General features: G+C 41.3%; 12 protein-coding genes. 7 read left to right on the top strand and 5 right to left on the bottom strand.

Annotated elements, in window-relative coordinates:
* Positions 1-39: 39 nt before the first annotated feature.
* A complete protein-coding gene (locus FCR06_RS12555; RefSeq protein ID WP_138500076.1) occupies positions 40-774 on the bottom strand; it encodes an SDR family oxidoreductase in 735 nt (244 codons plus the stop codon).
* 269 nt (positions 775-1,043) lie between these two features.
* Here FCR06_RS12555 and FCR06_RS12550 point away from each other — a divergent pair, with 269 nt between their 5' ends.
* Both FCR06_RS12550 and FCR06_RS12545 read left to right on the top strand, forming a co-directional pair.
* Positions 1,044-1,949 carry an AraC family transcriptional regulator gene (locus tag FCR06_RS12550; protein ID WP_138500074.1) on the top strand — a complete coding sequence of 302 codons (906 nt, stop codon included), beginning with the start codon at positions 1,044-1,046 and terminating at the stop codon, positions 1,947-1,949.
* Between the two features lie 127 nt (positions 1,950-2,076).
* A complete protein-coding gene (locus FCR06_RS12545; protein WP_138500072.1) occupies positions 2,077-2,514 on the top strand; it encodes an NUDIX hydrolase in 438 nt (145 codons plus the stop codon).
* Between the two features lie 436 nt (positions 2,515-2,950).
* Here the strand turns inward: FCR06_RS12545 and FCR06_RS12540 are convergent, their stop codons facing one another.
* Together FCR06_RS12540 and FCR06_RS12535 are read right to left on the bottom strand one after the other, a co-directional pair.
* The gene (locus tag FCR06_RS12540; protein ID WP_138500070.1) at positions 2,951-3,742 is read right to left on the bottom strand and encodes a GH25 family lysozyme; all 792 of its coding nucleotides are present in this window, start codon (positions 3,740-3,742) and stop codon (positions 2,951-2,953) included.
* A gap of 100 nt (positions 3,743-3,842) precedes the next feature.
* A complete protein-coding gene (locus tag FCR06_RS12535) occupies positions 3,843-4,484 on the bottom strand; it encodes a DUF4232 domain-containing protein (protein WP_138500068.1) in 642 nt (213 codons plus the stop codon).
* Positions 4,485-5,295: 811 nt separating this feature from the next.
* Here FCR06_RS12535 and FCR06_RS12525 point away from each other — a divergent pair.
* Entirely contained in the window at positions 5,296-7,305 is a 2,010-nt protein-coding gene (locus FCR06_RS12525; protein ID WP_138500066.1) for a DUF4347 domain-containing protein, read from the top strand.
* Between the two features lie 167 nt (positions 7,306-7,472).
* On the opposite strand, the gene pip is transcribed toward FCR06_RS12525, so the two are convergent.
* Positions 7,473-8,426 carry a prolyl aminopeptidase gene (gene pip, locus FCR06_RS12520; RefSeq protein WP_138500374.1) on the bottom strand — a complete coding sequence of 318 codons (954 nt, stop codon included), beginning with the start codon at positions 8,424-8,426 and terminating at the stop codon, positions 7,473-7,475.
* Positions 8,427-8,597: 171 nt separating this feature from the next.
* On the opposite strand from pip, the gene FCR06_RS12515 reads away from it, so the two are divergent.
* From FCR06_RS12515 to FCR06_RS12505, 3 genes are all read left to right on the top strand, one after another.
* The gene (locus tag FCR06_RS12515) at positions 8,598-10,808 is read left to right on the top strand and encodes a GUN4 domain-containing protein (protein ID WP_223280120.1); all 2,211 of its coding nucleotides are present in this window, start codon (positions 8,598-8,600) and stop codon (positions 10,806-10,808) included.
* Between the two features lie 166 nt (positions 10,809-10,974).
* Entirely contained in the window at positions 10,975-12,324 is a 1,350-nt protein-coding gene (locus tag FCR06_RS12510; RefSeq protein ID WP_138500064.1) for a hypothetical protein, read from the top strand.
* 183 nt (positions 12,325-12,507) lie between these two features.
* On the top strand, positions 12,508-14,259 hold the full coding sequence (locus FCR06_RS12505) for an RluA family pseudouridine synthase (RefSeq protein ID WP_138500062.1): 1,752 nt from the start codon (positions 12,508-12,510) through the stop codon (positions 14,257-14,259).
* Between the two features lie 152 nt (positions 14,260-14,411).
* Here FCR06_RS12505 and FCR06_RS12500 read toward each other — a convergent pair whose 3' ends face one another.
* A complete protein-coding gene (locus tag FCR06_RS12500; protein ID WP_138500060.1) occupies positions 14,412-17,174 on the bottom strand; it encodes a COR domain-containing protein in 2,763 nt (920 codons plus the stop codon).
* Between the two features lie 120 nt (positions 17,175-17,294).
* Here FCR06_RS12500 and FCR06_RS12495 point away from each other — a divergent pair, with 120 nt between their 5' ends.
* On the top strand, positions 17,295-17,591 hold the full coding sequence (locus FCR06_RS12495; RefSeq protein WP_138500058.1) for a hypothetical protein: 297 nt from the start codon (positions 17,295-17,297) through the stop codon (positions 17,589-17,591).
* The last annotated feature ends 241 nt before the right edge of the window (positions 17,592-17,832 follow it).

Here is a 17,832-nt window from a genome sequence, read left to right as displayed (position 1 = left end):
ATGGGAATTATCTTTTTACTTTTTTAGATAATTTGAGATTCAATACGCGCTAGCCGTAGGACGCACGATAATCTCATTCACATCCACATCGTCTGGTTGCTCAATGCAAAAGGCGATCGCTTTGGCAATGGCTTCGGCCGGAAGTGCAATCCTACGAAATTCCTCCATACCTTTGCCAGCTTCGGCATCAGTGATCCTATCGGCCAGTTCGGACTCGGTTACACCCGGCGAGATTACTGTCACACGAATGTCAGTATTTTCCTGCCGCAGCCCCTCACTAATCGCTAGTACAGCAAACTTGGTGGCTGAGTAAACGGCGCAGGTTGGCCATACAGTGTGTCCACCAATGGAGGACAGATTGACGAACTGACCGAACCCCTGGCGTTTCATCAGTGGTAGTCCGGCAGCAATACCGTTGAGTACGCCACGAATGTTCACGTCGATGGTCAAGTCCCATTCATCCACCTTCAGCGCCTCTAGTTTCGAGAGCGGCATCACACCAGCATTGTTGACGATGACATCAACGCGCCCGAATTTACTGATGGCAAATTCTACAAAGGCTTGGAAGTCAGCGCGATTAGTGACATCGAGGGTCTGGTATTCTGCTGAGCCTCCCTCAGAGCGAATCGCAGCTACAAGGCTTTCTAGCCGCTGTGTGCGCCGTGCACCCAGCACGACATGGATACCCTTACGAGCAAGTAAACGTGCTGTTGCCTCACCAATACCGCTGCTCGCGCMTGTAATCAGTACGACTTTCTGTTGGTTAGTAGTCATCAAAAAATATCTCCAAGTTGTTGTACGTTTATCAATCAGTCGAGGTTTTTAATAGTTCGATATTGCGTGGAACCTTTGATTGATGAGATGTCCAGCACACTCTTAATTTAAAAGAGTCAAAGCCTGCTGCGATCCTCTGAACCTGCGAAATTCTTGCCTAATCCTGCATTCTTTTTATTGCTTACGCTCAATAGATAGACTAAAAAAAGTGGCTGAATATATTGCAACTGCTGTAAGTGTTAGTCTCAGAAAAGATTTGAAAGGAGATTATGGAACAAACAGTTACAAAGCAGCACTGTGAGCTTGCCGCTTTAATTGCACAGAACAGTGGCACAGATGGAGTTCATGCAACGGCGTTCGAGCGATTGTTCCTAATTTACTCCTCACAACCAACCGCGCCTCTCCATGCCCTGCATCAGCCTGCTCTGTGCATCGTCGCTCAGGGCAAGAAGCAGGTAATGTTGGCGGACTATGTGTATGTTTATGGTCAAGATCAATGTTTAGTGGTGTCCATCGATCTACCTCTGGTTGGTCAAGTGATTGAAGCAACGCCAACCGTACCGTATCTATGCCTGCGGCTAGATTTAGATCCAGGAGAACTCAGTACACTAATAATGGAAGCAAAATTAGAGGCTCCTGCTAACCAACAACCAGAACCAGGCTTGTTTTTAAGTTCTGTTAGTCCCCAACTGCTAGATGCAGCGATCCGACTTCTACGGTTGTTGGAAACCCCCCAAGATATTGCCATCCTTGCGCCTTTGATTGTACGAGAAATTCTCTACCGTTTGTTATCAGACAAACAAAGTGCGCGATTGCGACAGATTGCCCTAGTTGATAAGCGTCTCCAGGGGATCGCCAAGGCGATCGACTGGCTCAAATGGAACTACGAAAAGCCATTACGGATCGATGCGATCGCTCGTGAAGCCTGCATGAGTCCGTCGTCTTTTCATCATCACTTTAAATCTGTCACTACTATGAGTCCTTTACAATATCAAAAGCAACTTAGGCTTCAACAAGCCCGTCGCTTGATGTTAGGACAGGGTATGGATGCCGCAACAGCTAGTCATTACGTGGGTTACGAAAGCCCCTCACAGTTCAGCCGTGAATACAGCCGCTTGTTCGGCGCACCACCTTTGCGTGATATAGCTCGGCTAAAAACTGGTCAACAAATGTAAAAGCCAGTGGGGAGTAGGGAAAAGAAATTGATAAATAAAAAATAAATCAAAAATTACGCCCTATCAGCTCTCGACTTTCTGAAATAAACATTGTAAAAAAAATTAAACAGTACAGGATGTAAGTTGCATGGGTCGAAAAATTAGCAAAGTTTTTAAACAGTCTGGAGTTATTCCTTATAGAGTTAACAATGGTAAAGTCGAAATTTTGTTGATTACAACTCGTAACCATCAGCACTGGGTAATTCCCAAAGGAGATATTCCCTCTGGAATGAGTCCACCCGATTCAGCAGCCAAAGAAGCTTGGGAAGAAGCAGGGGTGATTGGGCAAGTGGACGCGAATCAACTAGGCACTTATAAGTACCGCAAACAAGGCAAAGCTTACCGGGTCAAGATGTATTTATTACCAGTTGATATTCTGAGTGAAGATTATCCAGAAGCAACAAAAAGAAAACGTCAGTGGGTAGAAGTCAATCAAGCTATCAGGCGGGTTAAGTTTAGTTCACTCAAACGAGTCATGAAAGGTTTTTTTCACGTCAAATCTTCCTCTTCTATATTTCGATGTTAGCCAGATAAGTAGGTGGAGGCAGGAGGAAAGAGAGTTTTAGTCTAGTACAGCAAGGCGCAAGGCGTAATTCGTAATACTCGCCTCCGGTGAGAAGCAAGCTACGTAATGACCCTCGTTGCGCTAAAGCGTCTCCCCTTGGGAGAGGACACGGCTTAGCTGCGAAGACGGTAATTAGCTGTAGGGTTTCAGACATTTAAAATGGTTGGTTTATTTTCGCTGTGCTGTACTAGTTAATCTTTTTTTACATAGTTTGGTTTTATTGTGCACACTTACTTATAGAAATGCAGACTATTAAAAAGCCCTCCGAGCAATGCGGGGGCTTTTGTAGAAGCGGCTATTCTTAAAATCCAAGTTAGCATCAAAAAAAAGCTAGGTTTTATCTACAGAGACTACGAAAATTTTAGGAATCGCTCTTACTGAGTAGAATTATCATGGTTTAAATCCAGAGTAAAGTTACCCAAGTTTTTATACCGACAATTCCATCAGCTTGTAATCCTTTAGATTTTTGAAAACTAACAATTGCATCTTTAACTAAATCAGTGAAATGCCCATCAATAGCATCAGTATATAATCCAATATCTTTTAACTGCTGTTGTAATTGTTTTACTCTTAGTCCAGAATCTCCGAGTTGCAAGTCATTAAATCTATTCAAATCGGCTCGACCACTAACACCAGCTACACCAGATACATCACCTTCAAATTGGTGGATAAGGTATTGCCCCTGCCAAGCACTAGGAATACTTGGATTCTGAACTCCATAGTGGGCAATCCATAACGGATAATTAGCAAAATCAGATGGATTCCCAAGTTGTTGCCAAAAACTGGGGAAGGTATAAATGATTGGTTTGATTGGTTTTTGTGTTTGTTGTAAAAGGGCTTTTTCCACTTCTGCTAACCACTGCTTCGCTGCATTAATTACAGCTTGACTACTGACTTTGTCAGTTATCTCTACATCAAGAACAGGTGGCAGGTCTCCCGGTTCTAATTTACCTAGAGTTTTTAAGAATTCCTTGGCTTGGTCAACCGGGTTAGATGTATGTGGATGAAAGAAATGATAAGCACCCCGAATAATACCAACAGCTTTCATCGTCTGCCAGTGATGAGCAAAAGCGGAATCTTTAATACTAGCTCCCTCTGTGGCTTTGACAAAGGCAAAGGTTTTACCAGAGTTTTTGACTGCTGTCCAATCTACTCTGCCGTCTTGATCAAAAACATCAATTCCTTGCATACAATTTTTCACCTTTTGGAACAGTACAATACTGAACTTATCAGAGACTCTAATCAAATTTATGCGATTTCCGAATATTTAAGTGAAGTACAGAAGTTTACTAGGGTTGAGTACCAACAGCTCGTACTGGAGTTACTCTGACTTTGCCTGTACAAGGCATGATTTCTTCTGTCAAGGTAAAGTGCTGGTAAGCATTAGGAGGCGTGATTTGAATTTTAGTAGATGTTGGGCAGCGTTCCTCTGAGGAGCTAACGTGGTTGTACGCTATCTGAAATGAGGCTTGTGCCCCAGGAGCTAAAGTTAGTTGTTCTCGAGGTTGTTTACTCGAAAAGTAAGTGTCCTGGGAGCGGAGAACTTTAACTCCCTCCAAAGGCCGATCTTTGGCATCCAATAATGCTAATCCCGGATAACCGTGCAAGGTGCAAGGGGATGAGGCGTTATTAGTAAAGGCGTAGGTGAGTCCAACGTTGCCAACGCCAGCATCTTCGGAGATTCGCCGGACTGATAATTGGCTAGTTTCACAGCGCGTCGGATTTGTGGCAACAGTGGCTTGAGGGGTAGAAAGCTCTGTAGTTTTTTCATTCGCTGTAGGTGTTGAGGTCAATACAGTTTGCTTCGTCACCTGCTGGGTACTTGCTGGCAAGGCTTGCGGCTGTTTTGTCACAGAGGAAGAATCAGCACAACCAGTAGTCATAGCAGTTAAGAGCAACAACATACTGCCTTCCAGAATTAGAATTCTCATATCTTCTTTTTTGTAGTCAACTACCTACAATGATGCTTAATATACAGTGTAAGTTTCCAAAATCAACCTAATTCAAAATTATCTGTTACTTCAATCAAAGCACTAATAATTCCTGGTTCACTCATTGAATGCCCTGGATCATCAACCACAATAAATTAGACTTCTGGAAAAGCAAAAACAAAAATCTCTCAATAATCTTCACTAATTTTTAATTAAGATATATAAATAACATTTTTATAATTTGACATTTTATATTTACTTTACAATTGGTTATTTGATATCAAATGAATGCTTAAATAAACTCTGCTGAATACCTTTAATGAATTCTATTATTGTAGACTTTGTCTGATGATATCGCTTTCCTTAACTTTAGTAGATTTAATTTTAAAACACTCAGATATCAAGCTTAATTTATGGAATATTTTGACAACAATATTGAATTCATCTCATTGAATTTTGCCCTCATGCTAAGTAGCTTCTGATAACAGCACCTATGCTTATTTTGTTTGATTTGTCAAGTTAAAATAATTTTAAATTTAAATGATTTTATCTTGGATTTAGTGATCGCTTGCTTTTTACCCATCTGACAAGATCGCATTGAGCCAGCTAAATTTTACCTCTTGTCAAAATTATGATTTGTAATTACTGCAAGTATGCTGTACTCTAAATTGAGTGTGCTTTGGTTATGATATTTTGAAACTATCATACCCATTATCCCTGACCTCCGGAATGTATGCGGTTTCAAGTGATTTCTTGCTATTTTTTGTCAGAAATTTAATTTTTGTACACGTTTATTCGAGAAGCCTCATATATGTTTGAAACAAACTTTTCCGATTTCGATGATTCGGCTTTGTCTGCTGGTTTTTCCTCAAGTCAAGGTCTAGGATCAAACTTCATTCCTAACTTCTTGTCAACTCAGGCACAGTTAGTAAATCCTCAGTCAATTGCCTTCGTTGATTTAAATATTCCTGACGCACAAAAAATTCTTCAAAATTTAACTGCTGACGTTATTATTCCGCTTTCGCCTGAACAAGATAGTATTACGCAAATCACTCAGACGCTCTCTCATTATGATAATCTTTTAGGGGTTCATGTTATTTCCCACGGCAGCTCTGGGCAACTGAACCTTGGGGATTCTCTAGTCAATCTTCAGACACTCGACAGCCGAAGTCAAGATTTGCAAAGCTGGGGAGATGCCTTGGCGCCTGATGCCGATATCTTGCTCTACGGTTGTGATGTTGCCGCAGGTACAGTGGGGAATACCTTTGTTTCCAGATTTGGGCAATTGACTGGGGCTGATGTAGCTGCATCCACAGATCTAACTGGAAATATATCTCAAGGTGGCAATTGGGTACTGGAGTACGCAACTGGTGCAATTGAATCTCCTCTAGCCATTAAGCCTTCGCTTTTAAATACCTATAATGGGCTATTAGCTAGCTTTGATTACACAAATTTTGCCAGCACGAGTGGACTCAAACTTAACGGTAGTTCGGCCCAGTTTGATACTGCACTGCGTTTGACTCCAGCCTCTACATCTCAGGCGGGTAGTGTTTTCTACACCACTCCAATTGCCTTGAATGCTAACACCTCCTTTCAAACGCAGTTCCAATTTCAATTGAGAGGTGGAACTCTTGGGTCGGATGGATTTACCTTTGTGCTGCAAAATAGTGCAGCAAAAGCCAATGCTAAGGGTAGTATTGGTGGCAATTTAGGCTATGGCGGGACTTTGAGCCCTATTACTGAAAGTTTAGCGATCAAGTTTGACACTTATAAGAATGGAACAGATCCTAACAACAACAACATTGCTGTGCTGCGAGATGGTAATGTAAATGCTGCGCTTGCAACCACTAGTACTATCACCGATTCAAACTTAGGTACAGCAATCGATCTCAATTCTGGTACCCCAATCAATGCTTGGATTGAATACAATGGCAATACCGACAAACTGGATGTTTTCCTTTCCGAAAGTTCGACTAAACTTGCAACCGCCGAAGCAGCACTTTCCTACAAGATTGATTTAACTTCTGTTCTCGGTTCCCAAGCCTTTGTTGGCTTTACTGCTGGGACAGGATCTCGATTTAATGCTCAAGATATTAACAGTTGGAAATTTACATCCAATAATGGTGGCTCAACTGATGGTGGCTCAACTGATGGTGGCTCAACTGATGGTGGCTCAAGTGGATTAATAGGCTATTGGAAATTTGAAGAAGCAGCAGGTAGTACTGTTTTAGACAGTTCTGGCAAAAATAATAACGGATCGTTGATTAATTCTAGTAGAACGGCTGGGTTATATGGCCAAGCTCTTCAAGTGGCTGGAAAGAATAGCTCCCATGCCAGTATACCTGCTTCAGCTAGTCTTAACTCTATGACAAATCAACTCACGGTCTCAGCTTGGGTACGTCCAAATGGTAAACCAGTGGGTTTTCATGCTGTTGTAAATAGACAGATTGGCACCCTTCTTCATCCCGATCAATTCTTTTTAGGGTTTGGTTCGCGGAATAATGTAACTACCTATAAATGGGAATTGGGTACCACTGATGGTGAAGGTGATGTTTACAAAGGTACACCAGTTAGCGATCGCTGGGTACATATGGTAGGGACATACAATGGCAGTACGATCAATCTTTATGTTGACGGTGTGCAAATCGGTAGTAGCCCGCTTACTGGCAACATATTAGTAGATAACAATCCAGTAACTATTGGTGCAGCAGAAAACTATGCTGATGGGGCACCATTGGGCGATCGTTTCAATGGATTAATTGATGAAGTCCGCATCTATAATCGTGCTTTGAGTGCAACTGAAGTTAAGAACTTGCGGTGAAATAGTTTACTAATCAAAGAAAACTAAGGCACGGGGAAGTTTAGTTAGGGGATAATATTCTCTAACTAAAAATCTCCTGAGAGTATCGGTAAGAGGGTAAGGGAATTAGATTGTTATGAGTATTATTACAGCCTAATACAAGACAAAAATAACCAGTAAAATCTATATCAGCTGATTAAGTTGGCAAAGTTATCTGTTGCTTCGATTAAGGCACTGCAAATTCCTGGTTCACTCATTGAATGTCCGGCATCAGGAACCACTATGAATTCGGCTTCCGGCCAAGCGCGATGCAATTCCCAAGCTGATATCATCGGGCAGACTACATCGTAACGTCCCTGAACGATTACAGCGGGGATATGGCGGATGCGGCCAATATTTAAAAGTAATTGTTCTTCAGTTTCCAAAAATCCTTTATTCATAAAGTAATGGCATTCAATCCGAGCAAAAGCTGAGGCAAATTCATTTTCACCAAACTTTTGCATCAGTTCTGAATCGAAAAAAAGTCTACTTGTACTAGCTTCCCAAATTGACCAAGCACGAGCTGCTGTCAGTTGAATATCTAAATCTGGACTGGTCAAGCGTTTATAATATGCTGCAATCATATCTTCACGCTCATCTATCGGAATTGGTTTTAAATATTCTTCCCAAGCATCAGGAAAAATATAGCTAGTACCTTCTTGGTAGAACCAGCGCAACTCTTTTTGTCTGAGCATGAAGATACCACGCAGGATTAATCCCGTGCATTGAGAAGGATGGGTTTGACTGTAGGCTAATGATAAAGTGCTACCCCAACTACCACCAAAAACCGTCCATTTTTCTATACCTAAATGTTGGCGCAGTTTTTCGATATCGCTAACTAAATCCCAAGTGGTGTTTTCTCGTAATTCAGCATGGGGTTTACTTTGACCGCAACCACGCTGGTCAAACATCACCAGGCGCCATTTTTCTGGATGGAAATATTGGCGATAAAAAGGTGGACATCCGCCACCAGGGCCACCATGTAGCAAAACAATGGGTTGACCTTGAGGATTACCTGACTCTTCAAAATGGATAGTATGTAGGTCACAAACCTGCAAATTTCCTTCTCGGTAAGGCTTGATCGCTGGGTAAAGTTCTCGCATTGTTGATTGTTGACTGTTTACAGCCTGGATGTAAGATTTCACTTTCTCATTTAGGACTGCTATCTGGCGATCGCTTGGATCTGAGAAACAATTTCAGTAATTTATGTCAGTACGCTTGAATATTATTTATATAAAGGCTACCGTAGTCTTCCTGTCAAGGAATTTTAATAAATGTGTCCAGTTGGTGTTCGTACTAGTCACTCAACTCATGTCTTAGAAACTGGTTTAGCTAAGCTTTGGCTGATATTGGTAGGAGTAAACCAATATCAGGATGAGCAAATACCTAGTTTGCGTTACTCAGCAGTAGATTGCCAAGGTTTAGCAGAAGCATTAAATGCTGCAACTGGGGGATTTCCGCAAAAGGATGTCAGGATTTACCATGATTTTGCTCACCAGCAACCGCGATTAGAAAATATCCGTACCAGCCTCAAACAAGTAGCTGCTGCGGCTAAATCCATTGACACCGTTCTGTTTTATTTTTCCGGACATGGGATGCTAGAGCCATCGACTCAGCAGGTGGTATTGTGTCTCCAAGATACTCAAAAAGACAAATTAATAGACACCGGTTTAAAGTTGCAGGAATTATTGCAATTATTAGAAAGTTGTCCTGCCCAACAGCAAATTTTATGGCTAGATGCTTGTCATAGCGGTAGCATGACATTGTTTGGCGCTAGGGGAGAAATACCAATAGATCCCCAACTCAACCCCACACAAGAGTTAGTAGAAATTCTGCGACAACGCGCAGCTAAGAGAAAAGGATTTTATGCTCTATTATCTTGCGATCGCTCTCAACAATCTTGGGAATTTCCCCAACTAAAACACGGAGTATTCACTTATTTTTTAATTCGCGGATTGCGGGGAGAAGCTGCTGATTCCCAAGGTGTGATTGAAGCAGATGGACTTTATCGCTACGTCTATCACCAAACTCTGGCATATATAGATAAAGCAAATCAGCAATTGCGGGTAATTAATCAGCTCAAAAAAAGCCGAGGTGAAGACCAAATTCATCCAGAATATCCATCACAAACCCCTAAGCGAATTGTAGAAGGAATTGGAGAGGTAATTTTAGGAATTAAACCAGATAAAACAGTATCTACAAGACATCCCCGACAAGCATTAGTTATAGAGGGATTTCCTAAGAGCAAGAGTGCTTTGGCTTTGAGTAAAATACTGAATACAGCTGGTGGCTTTGAGGTAAATTATTGGAATGTCAGCGAAAAAACCTCAGTTTCAGATGTTCGCAAAACAATTCAAAAATGTTTGCTGTCTGAATCTTTTTGTGAATCACCTACCAGTGCCAATCTTTTAGAAGAAATTCCAACTGTATTTTTATATCTCCGAGGACAGATTCAAGAAACAGAACAAGGAGAAGCTGTATTTATACTTTCTGATCATGTTGTAATTAATCGCCCTTGGTTGAGAAAACAACTGCGCCGCTGTCGTTCGCAACAAATTATCATCCTCGATTGTCCTCTGGGCGACAGTTGTGTATCTCTCCGGGATTGGGTGGAAGAACTGCAATTTGGACTAGACGCCCAACAATGTTTAATTGCTGCTGCTGCACCTTCTTGGGAAAGTCAACGCTTTGTTTCTTCCTTAGTAGACACTCTCAATAGGGTAGCACAGCCTTCCGCGCCTACGATTCAACAATCTGGACTAACCGCAGCAGCTTGGATTACACAATTACAACTTGAATTATCAGGTATTAATATTCAATTATATTTTTGGTTATTTGGATCTCAAGGTGTGATTGAAGTTTTCCCCGGAAAAACTTTGTTTTCTAGTAATAGTTCTGAGCAAAAAGCTGAAGATATAGATGATTTAAGTTCAGCAGTGGGTGTAGATTACACTCAATTGCGAGATTTACTCAAGGCTGGGAGATGGTTGGAAGCAGATCAAGAAACCACAACTTTGATGTTGAAGATAGCTAATAGAGAAGAAAAACGCTATCTTGATATAGCAAATTTGGAAAATTTTTATTGCGATGACTTGTGCACTATCGATAAACTTTGGGTTAAATATAGTCATGCACGCTTTGGTTTCAGCGTTCAGAAACAGATTTGGGAGAGTATTAGAGATACTTCTGGCGGCGATCCTGTGCTAGCTTTGATGATTGGTAATGATAATGTTGCTGCTTCTCAAACTTGTATTGATTTTGCCAATCGCGTCGGTTGGCGTTTAAAAGATTCCTGGATAGATTATACTCACTTAAATGTAAATGACGATGCTCCTAGTGGGCAGTTTCCTTACTTTAGTTTTTTTGAGCAAGTTTGGCGGCTAAAGGTATTAGGTGTTTGGGAATGGCATAGTGCGATCGCTACAGCTTCATGGTGGCGATTATGTGTTGCTTTATTCTCTCGCATTCAAACTTGTCAAAAATAGAAAGTAGAACAGTTTTTATTTAATTAAACCACCATCTTGTAGCGGTAGAGTAATACTTTTTCTATAGCAATTGRTTTATTTAGTTTTTAGACAAATTTTTTAATATATGGAGTAACTCAAATATGGTTAAACTACCGATATACCAATCACCTGGGAATATAGAGCGATGCATAGGAATACGAAAAGATTTGCTGCTATTTTTATGTTGGTGTTTTCTCTAATTGTTTCTGTCAACTTTGCTGTTATTGCTCAAGATACTTCAGATCTTCCTTCGGTGAATATTGCACCATCCCAGACTTGTTCAGTTCCGGTGAATCTCACAACTAAACAAGTGATTGCTGACAACGGTGATAGCCGAGTTAAAATGGGCGATCGCATTAAAGTCAAAGTTGACGGATTATCAGCAGCCACAAATTCAACGACTAAGGGCAATTCATTCGATCCTCGACAATTAGTTTTGTACTTGAATGGCTATGAACTAGAGAATATACACGCAGAACCAACCATCGTTATGGTTCCGGATCCACAAAAAAGACTAGTTGTTGATCGTGATTGGTTAGCTTTTCAACTCGAACGCAACAATCCATCAGAACATGTATGGAATGCGCTGATTGGTAAAGCCAATCAATACAGTATTAATGCGATCGTGGGAGTAGGCTGTCCCAATAAAATTGCGATTCCAGTCAGTAACCCTCTGTCACCTCCTCAAATCAAAATAATTCTGTTATCATGGCGCTTTTGGCTATGTCTGCTTCTACTTTTGGCTGTGGGATTATTATTCACTAGGTATTGCCGAAACGCTCTTCGTAGTCCTGGAATAGAAGGAGTTTACTCAAAAAAAGAAGTAATTGCTGGTCAGGAAAGATTGATTCCAAAAGAAGTTAGCATTGAACCTGAACAGCGAAAAACACGAATTGCTCAATTTTTTCTGGGTAGTAAAAAATTGTATAAAAATCCCTTCAGCTTATCGATATCTCAACTTGCTTTCTGGACATTTATCATTTTTGGTTCTTATATTATTATTTACGGAATAACGGGAAATTATCGCAATGTTTTAAATCAACAATCACTAATATTATTAGGAATTAATTCTGTAACAGCGTTTGGTAGTTCCTTGATTGATGGACAAGGTGATGAGAAGAATAGAAAAGGTAGTCAAGGCATTTCTGAAGGTTTTTTTATAGATATATTATCTGATATTAATGGAGTAAATTTTCATCGGTTTCAAATATTTATCTGGACAGTAGCCATTGGACTATTCTTTATTTGGGAAGTTGCTAAAAATCTAGCAATGCCAGAATTCGATCAAACACTTCTAACACTACAAGGAATTAGTGCAGCTACATATCTGGGACTGAGAGGACAAGAAGAGCATGGAATGACAACAAACCTAGAATCTACATTCCGAAAAGATAACTCATTAGAACAACAGCCTATACCAAAAGTAGACAATCCACCAGAAAGCGCAGTACAAGACAATCCACCAGAGAGTGATTCTTTGAGTACTTCTGGTTAAATGACCGAGAGTATTTTCGTGTATTAAACTTTTAATTTGGAGTTGCGATCGCTCTTACTCAAATCTCTCGTTAGCTTTAGAACCCCCACTTATTTAAGAAGTGGGGGATTTCTTTTTTCAGTAATGATTAATAATTTTAGATACTCTTTTAAATATACAGTCAGATTTGTAATCATACCTTGTATGGTAATTCTGCACCCCGTTTCCAATTTCATAAACTGTGATTTTGCACTCAGCGAATCCCCTAGTTATTACTATCAAGGGTATTGTCCGCAAAGCAGCGAACGCTTAACATTACCTCGCACCGCAATGTCCGAAGCGATCGCCCACGGACTCATGCAACATCTTGCTAAAGATGACTCTTATTCTCGTGAAGGCAAAATGTATGGGATATTATTAGTTGAATTGCCTAATGGCGAACAACAGGTACTTAAAGCTTTCTCTGGTCTTTTGCATGGTTGCAGTCTGGTTGAGGGTTGGGTGCCACCAATACCAGGAAGAGACGAAGTTGCTTTGGAGGAAGCTCACACTTTGGCACAGTTAGACGCCATCAAGCGAGAAATTCTCACTTTGAAGCAACTCAAAGAACGCCAGCAGTACGAAACCTTGTATGGTGAGTTTGAGCAGCAACTACAAGCAATGAGCGATCGCCATCACTATTGCAAACATCAACGACAACAAAAACGTCACCAAATCTGCAATACACTGACTGGAGAAGCGTTGGCTATTGCTCTTGAACAACTCGACGGCGAAAGTCGTCAACAGAAAATCGAACGACGACAACTTAAACGTCAGCAAAATGCAGTATTGCAGCCCCTCCAGCAGTTGATTGCAACCGCAGATATACGGATTCTAGAACTCAAACAACAGCGTAAAGAACTATCAAGACAATTACAAGCTCAGATGCACGCTAGCTACAGCCTGACTAATTTTGCTGGGCGATCGCGATCSYTGCAACAATTGATGCCACAAGGYTCACCCACAGGCACAGGAGACTGTTGTGCCCCAAAGCTACTTCATTATGCCGCAACACATCATCTTAAACCCTTGGCAATGGCAGAATTTTGGTGGGGAGCGTCTTCAGTAAATCAAGATAAAATCCAGGGAGAATTTTATGGAGCATGTGCGGAACGATGTCAGCCATTGATGGGGTTTTTGCTATCTGGCTTGAAACCTAATCTCCCAGCGCCCTTATCACCTCTCTCTAACCCTCTGCTAAAAGGAGAGAGAAGCCGAAAACTTTTGTTGCTGGAAGCKGGAGTAAGAAGCCCCTTCCCTAATAGCGGAGGGGTTGGGGGAGAGGTAAGTTTATCGATTATTTATGAAGACGAGTGGCTGATTGCTGTGGACAAACCGGCTGGATTACTTTCTGTACCTGGGCGTTATCGCGATCGCCAGGATAGTGTTTGGAGTCGCTTGTTTCATCTGTTACCTGATGGCATGACACTTACATCTGTGCATAGATTAGACCAAGAAACATCTGGTATTTTGTTGTTGGCACGCGATCGCCAAACTCATCGACAACTCAGCCAGCAGTTTCAGCAGCGACAAGTTCACAAGGTTTATGAGGCTTTAGTTGCAGGTTTTGTAAAAGTTGAGCAAGGTACAATTGAATTGCCATTGTGGGGAGATCCGGAAAATCGTCCTTATCAGCAAGTTGATTGGCAGCGCGGTAAACCGAGTTTGACACAATTCCAGGTGATGGCGAGGGAAGGAGATTACACCCGTGTAGAGTTTACGCCCCTAACAGGACGTACCCATCAATTGAGAGTTCACGCGGCAGATGTGCAAGGATTGGGGGTAACTATTTTAGGCGATCGCCTTTATGGATGCAGTGCAAACGCTAATCGGTTATATTTACATGCAAGAGAAATTCGTTTTCAGCATCCACAGTCAGGAGAAACCCTTCATCTACAAGTAAAAACACCGTTTTAAATTTATCATCATGTATGCCACAAATAAACAATTTGTAGAGACGCGATTCATCGCGTCTTCACCCAAGGATATGTCACAATCATTAATTGAATTGTATAAGAATAAAAATAGTATTTTGACACATTACCACTAGAGAAAATCTTCTCAATCTTCTATTGAATAATTGCTGTTTTAATCTTCTTACAGATGTTCACCCAAGCTTGATTTTCTTGTGCAGAGTTCAAGCTGTCTAAAGGTTGATTGGGAGTGTGCGCTGATTGATACTTTTCAATTTCTGTTTCCTCATAGTTACTATAAGTCAAAGGTATCCAAATAATTGTCAGTCCTTCGGCTTCAGCCGCATCTAATAATGGGGGTAATTCATTCTCGGCAATAAAATCTGATGCTAAAAAATCAGGGCTAACCAACAATACTGCCACTTTTGCTGCTGCTAAAGCTTTTTCAATTTCTTCACGCCACTTTGCACCAGGTTGAATTTTAGTATCGTCCCACACAAGTAGATTTTGGTTACGAATCATTGGTTTAAGTTGCTTCTGAAGTTTGGTAAGCCACTGCTGATCTTGATGACTATAGCTGATGAAAACTTGATTTCTGGTTAGAGGTTCAGGCATAGGGATTTGTAGATTTTGTGAAGCCGATAAAACATCATCAATCAGTCTTTTGACATCTACCATATGAAAGCTGTTTTGGCACTGGATTTGGTAATTACGGGCTTCCAAGGATTTATACAACACGTCTCGGCTATAAAAATGAGGCGTTTGACTATAATTACAACTTTCACAATTGCAGGGAACAAGTGTTTGATATTGCAGACGTTCGTAAGATTTATGAATTTTTTCTAGTTCATGAGTAATAACTGCTAGCCGTTCTTTCTTGTTTTTTCCTGCTACACGGACTCTAATTTCTCGTTGATTATAGTGTTCAATCACTTCAGCACGGGTTTGGTCTTTAGCAAGAACAACGCCTGTTTTCCAAACTAAGGTTTGTAAGGTTTGTTGTTCAATATCGGAGTGCATTTCGACTATAAAGCGGGTGAGAATACCTTTTGGCATGAAGTCATATTTATAACGCAGGATTAGGTTATTGGATTCATCCCAATTGAAATCAGGTTGGTTGACAGAGAGTAATTGAGGTGCGATATAAGTGCCAGGACGACTAGGTATTTCGTAACACAGTTTAAATTTCATCATTAGCCGCAACAGTTCTGGTCGCATATTGGCATATTTGTTTTCGAGCCAAATATTTTTTAAATCATTGCGATCAAATTTACCCAGGTTTTGAATTACTTGGGGATTATCTAACACTTTGTAAACGGCATCTGTACCCCAAGTAGGTTTGAGGATCACGGTTTTTGTTAACAAGTCATCATCTTGAAAGTGAAGACATACACCTAAATCATGTAGATAGCCACTAAGTTGGAGTTTATCTTCCTGTTTAGTAAAACCATATTCTTGACAAATGTTCAGATATTCTTCCAAGCTAATATATTCGCGGGAATCTCGTTCTAAAGCTTGCCGTACTTTAACCCAGGTTTTGGGTAGTTCTGTTCCTACATGGGGTAGGTTACTAATATAATGCTTAATTTTATTTAAGATTTCTGGTAGACCGCGATCAGTAGCAAGGTTTGTAGTAAGTGTTTCTTTAAAACTGGTAAATTCGCGTCGCAACTCTCGCTCGTTTATTTCCCGTTTGCGCTCTTGTTTTTCATTTTTGACAATTAGTAAAGGACTATTATCGCTCAGCAATTCAACCACATTTAACCAGTAGTAAAAATCTGTGTCTTCTTTGCGAGTATCAGCAACTACAGCATAAAGAGAGCGTTTAGTAAGAAAAAATTGGTGAGTAGCATGGTAAATCTCTTGACCACCAAAGTCCCAAATGTTGACCTGAAATTCTCTATCATTGTCAAGCAAGAACTTCCATTGAATAATATCAATACCTTCTGTGGTATTTTCATCTTGTTGTAATCTATATTTCTGGTCTTGAATTTTTTTGGCTAGCGTAGTTTTACCTGCACCACCTTCTCCCACAATGAGTAATTTAGCTTCATAGAGGCGATCGGTTTGTTGTTCTAACTGTTGCCTAAAGAAGTTCAGAATTCTTTCCAATCCTTTCCTTAGAATTTCTGGTGGAGGAGATTCTAGGGGATTTTTGCTAAGTTCAAGCTTGCTGAGGTTAGTGAGTTGTCCTATTTCCACTGGCAAACTGCTGAGTTGATTGTTGCTGAGATTGAGGGATTGCAGGTTGGTGAGTTGTCCAATTTCCCCTAGCAGACTGCTGAGTTGATTACTGCCCAGGTGGAGGGTTTGCAGGTTGATGAGTTTTTCAAATTCCGCTGGCAGACTGCTGAGTTGATTACTGCCCAGGTAGAGGGATTGCAGGTTGGTGAGTTGTCCAATTTCCCCTGGCAGACTGCTGAGTTGATTGTTGTAGAGGTCGAGGGATTGGAGGTTGGTGAGTTGTCCAATTTCCCCTGGCAGACTGCTGAGTTGATTGTTCTCGAGGTAGAGGGTTTGCAGGTTGGTGAGTTGTCCAATTTCCCCTGGCAGACTGCTGAGTTGATTGTTGTAGAGGTAGAGGGTTTGGAGGTTGGTGAGTTGTCTAATTTCCCCTGGCAGACTGCTGAGTTGATTGTTGTAGAGGTAGAGGGTTTGGAGGTTGGTGAGTTGTCCAATTTCCCCTGGCAGACTGCTGAGTTGATTGAAGCCCAGGTCGAGGGTTTGCAGGTTGGTGAGTTGTCTAATTTCCCCTGGCAGACTGCTGAGTTGATTGCCGCGGAGGTCGAGCGATCGCAGTTTGGTAAGTCGTCCAATTTCCGCTGGCAATGTTGTTAAGCCTTTGCCAGAAAGGTCTAATTCTGTCACCTTGCCTTTGGCAGCTTGTTCAATAATTTGCAGCAGTTCTTCGTTAGTCATTTGGGGTTTTATAAAGGTGATGTCTGACGAGGAGTTTCTGCTTGGACGCGCAGTAGAGAAATTGAGCTAATTAATAATGTAGCCTGTATCAAGGATTGCATTAGCGGGTAGGCGTAGCTCGTGGTAGATATAGCCCCCTCCTGTGCCGTCTACGTTCCACCTCAAAGCCTCATCATTCCACCTCTGAACTCGAAGTTTGCACCTTTTAACTCGAACTGTCGAGCAACAAGAGCGAATGCTCGACTTCTGAACTCGGAAGTTGCACCTTTTAACTCGAACTGTCGAGCAAAAAGAGTCAACGTTCCACCTCTGAACTCGGAAGTTGCACCTTTAACTCTCGAAGTTGCACCTTTAACCCTCGAAATTGCGTCTTTAGCCTTAGAAGTTGCGCCTTTAACCTCCGAAGTTGCACGTTGAAACACAAACTGTCAAGTGAAAAAAGCGTTGGTACAGCCTGCCGTAGACATCACTCTCCTTCAAACCCTCACCATTCCACCTCAAAACAAGAATGGCCGAGTTCCAAACATGAATGGCTGAGTTCCGAACACGAAACTTGCACCTTATACCAATTTTGTATGAAGATATACATAATCAAGACCCCCCTGTAGTCCTGCCTTGGCAAGGGGGGACGGCGTAGCCGGGGTAATATATGCAGCTT

Origin of the sequence: Nostoc sp. PA-18-2419, from assembly GCF_005869855.1 — a bacterium.
Lineage (GTDB): Bacteria > Cyanobacteriota > Cyanobacteriia > Cyanobacteriales > Nostocaceae > Nostoc.
Note: the sequence above shows the minus strand (reverse complement) of the source record. Positions and strands in the feature narration are given on the sequence as shown.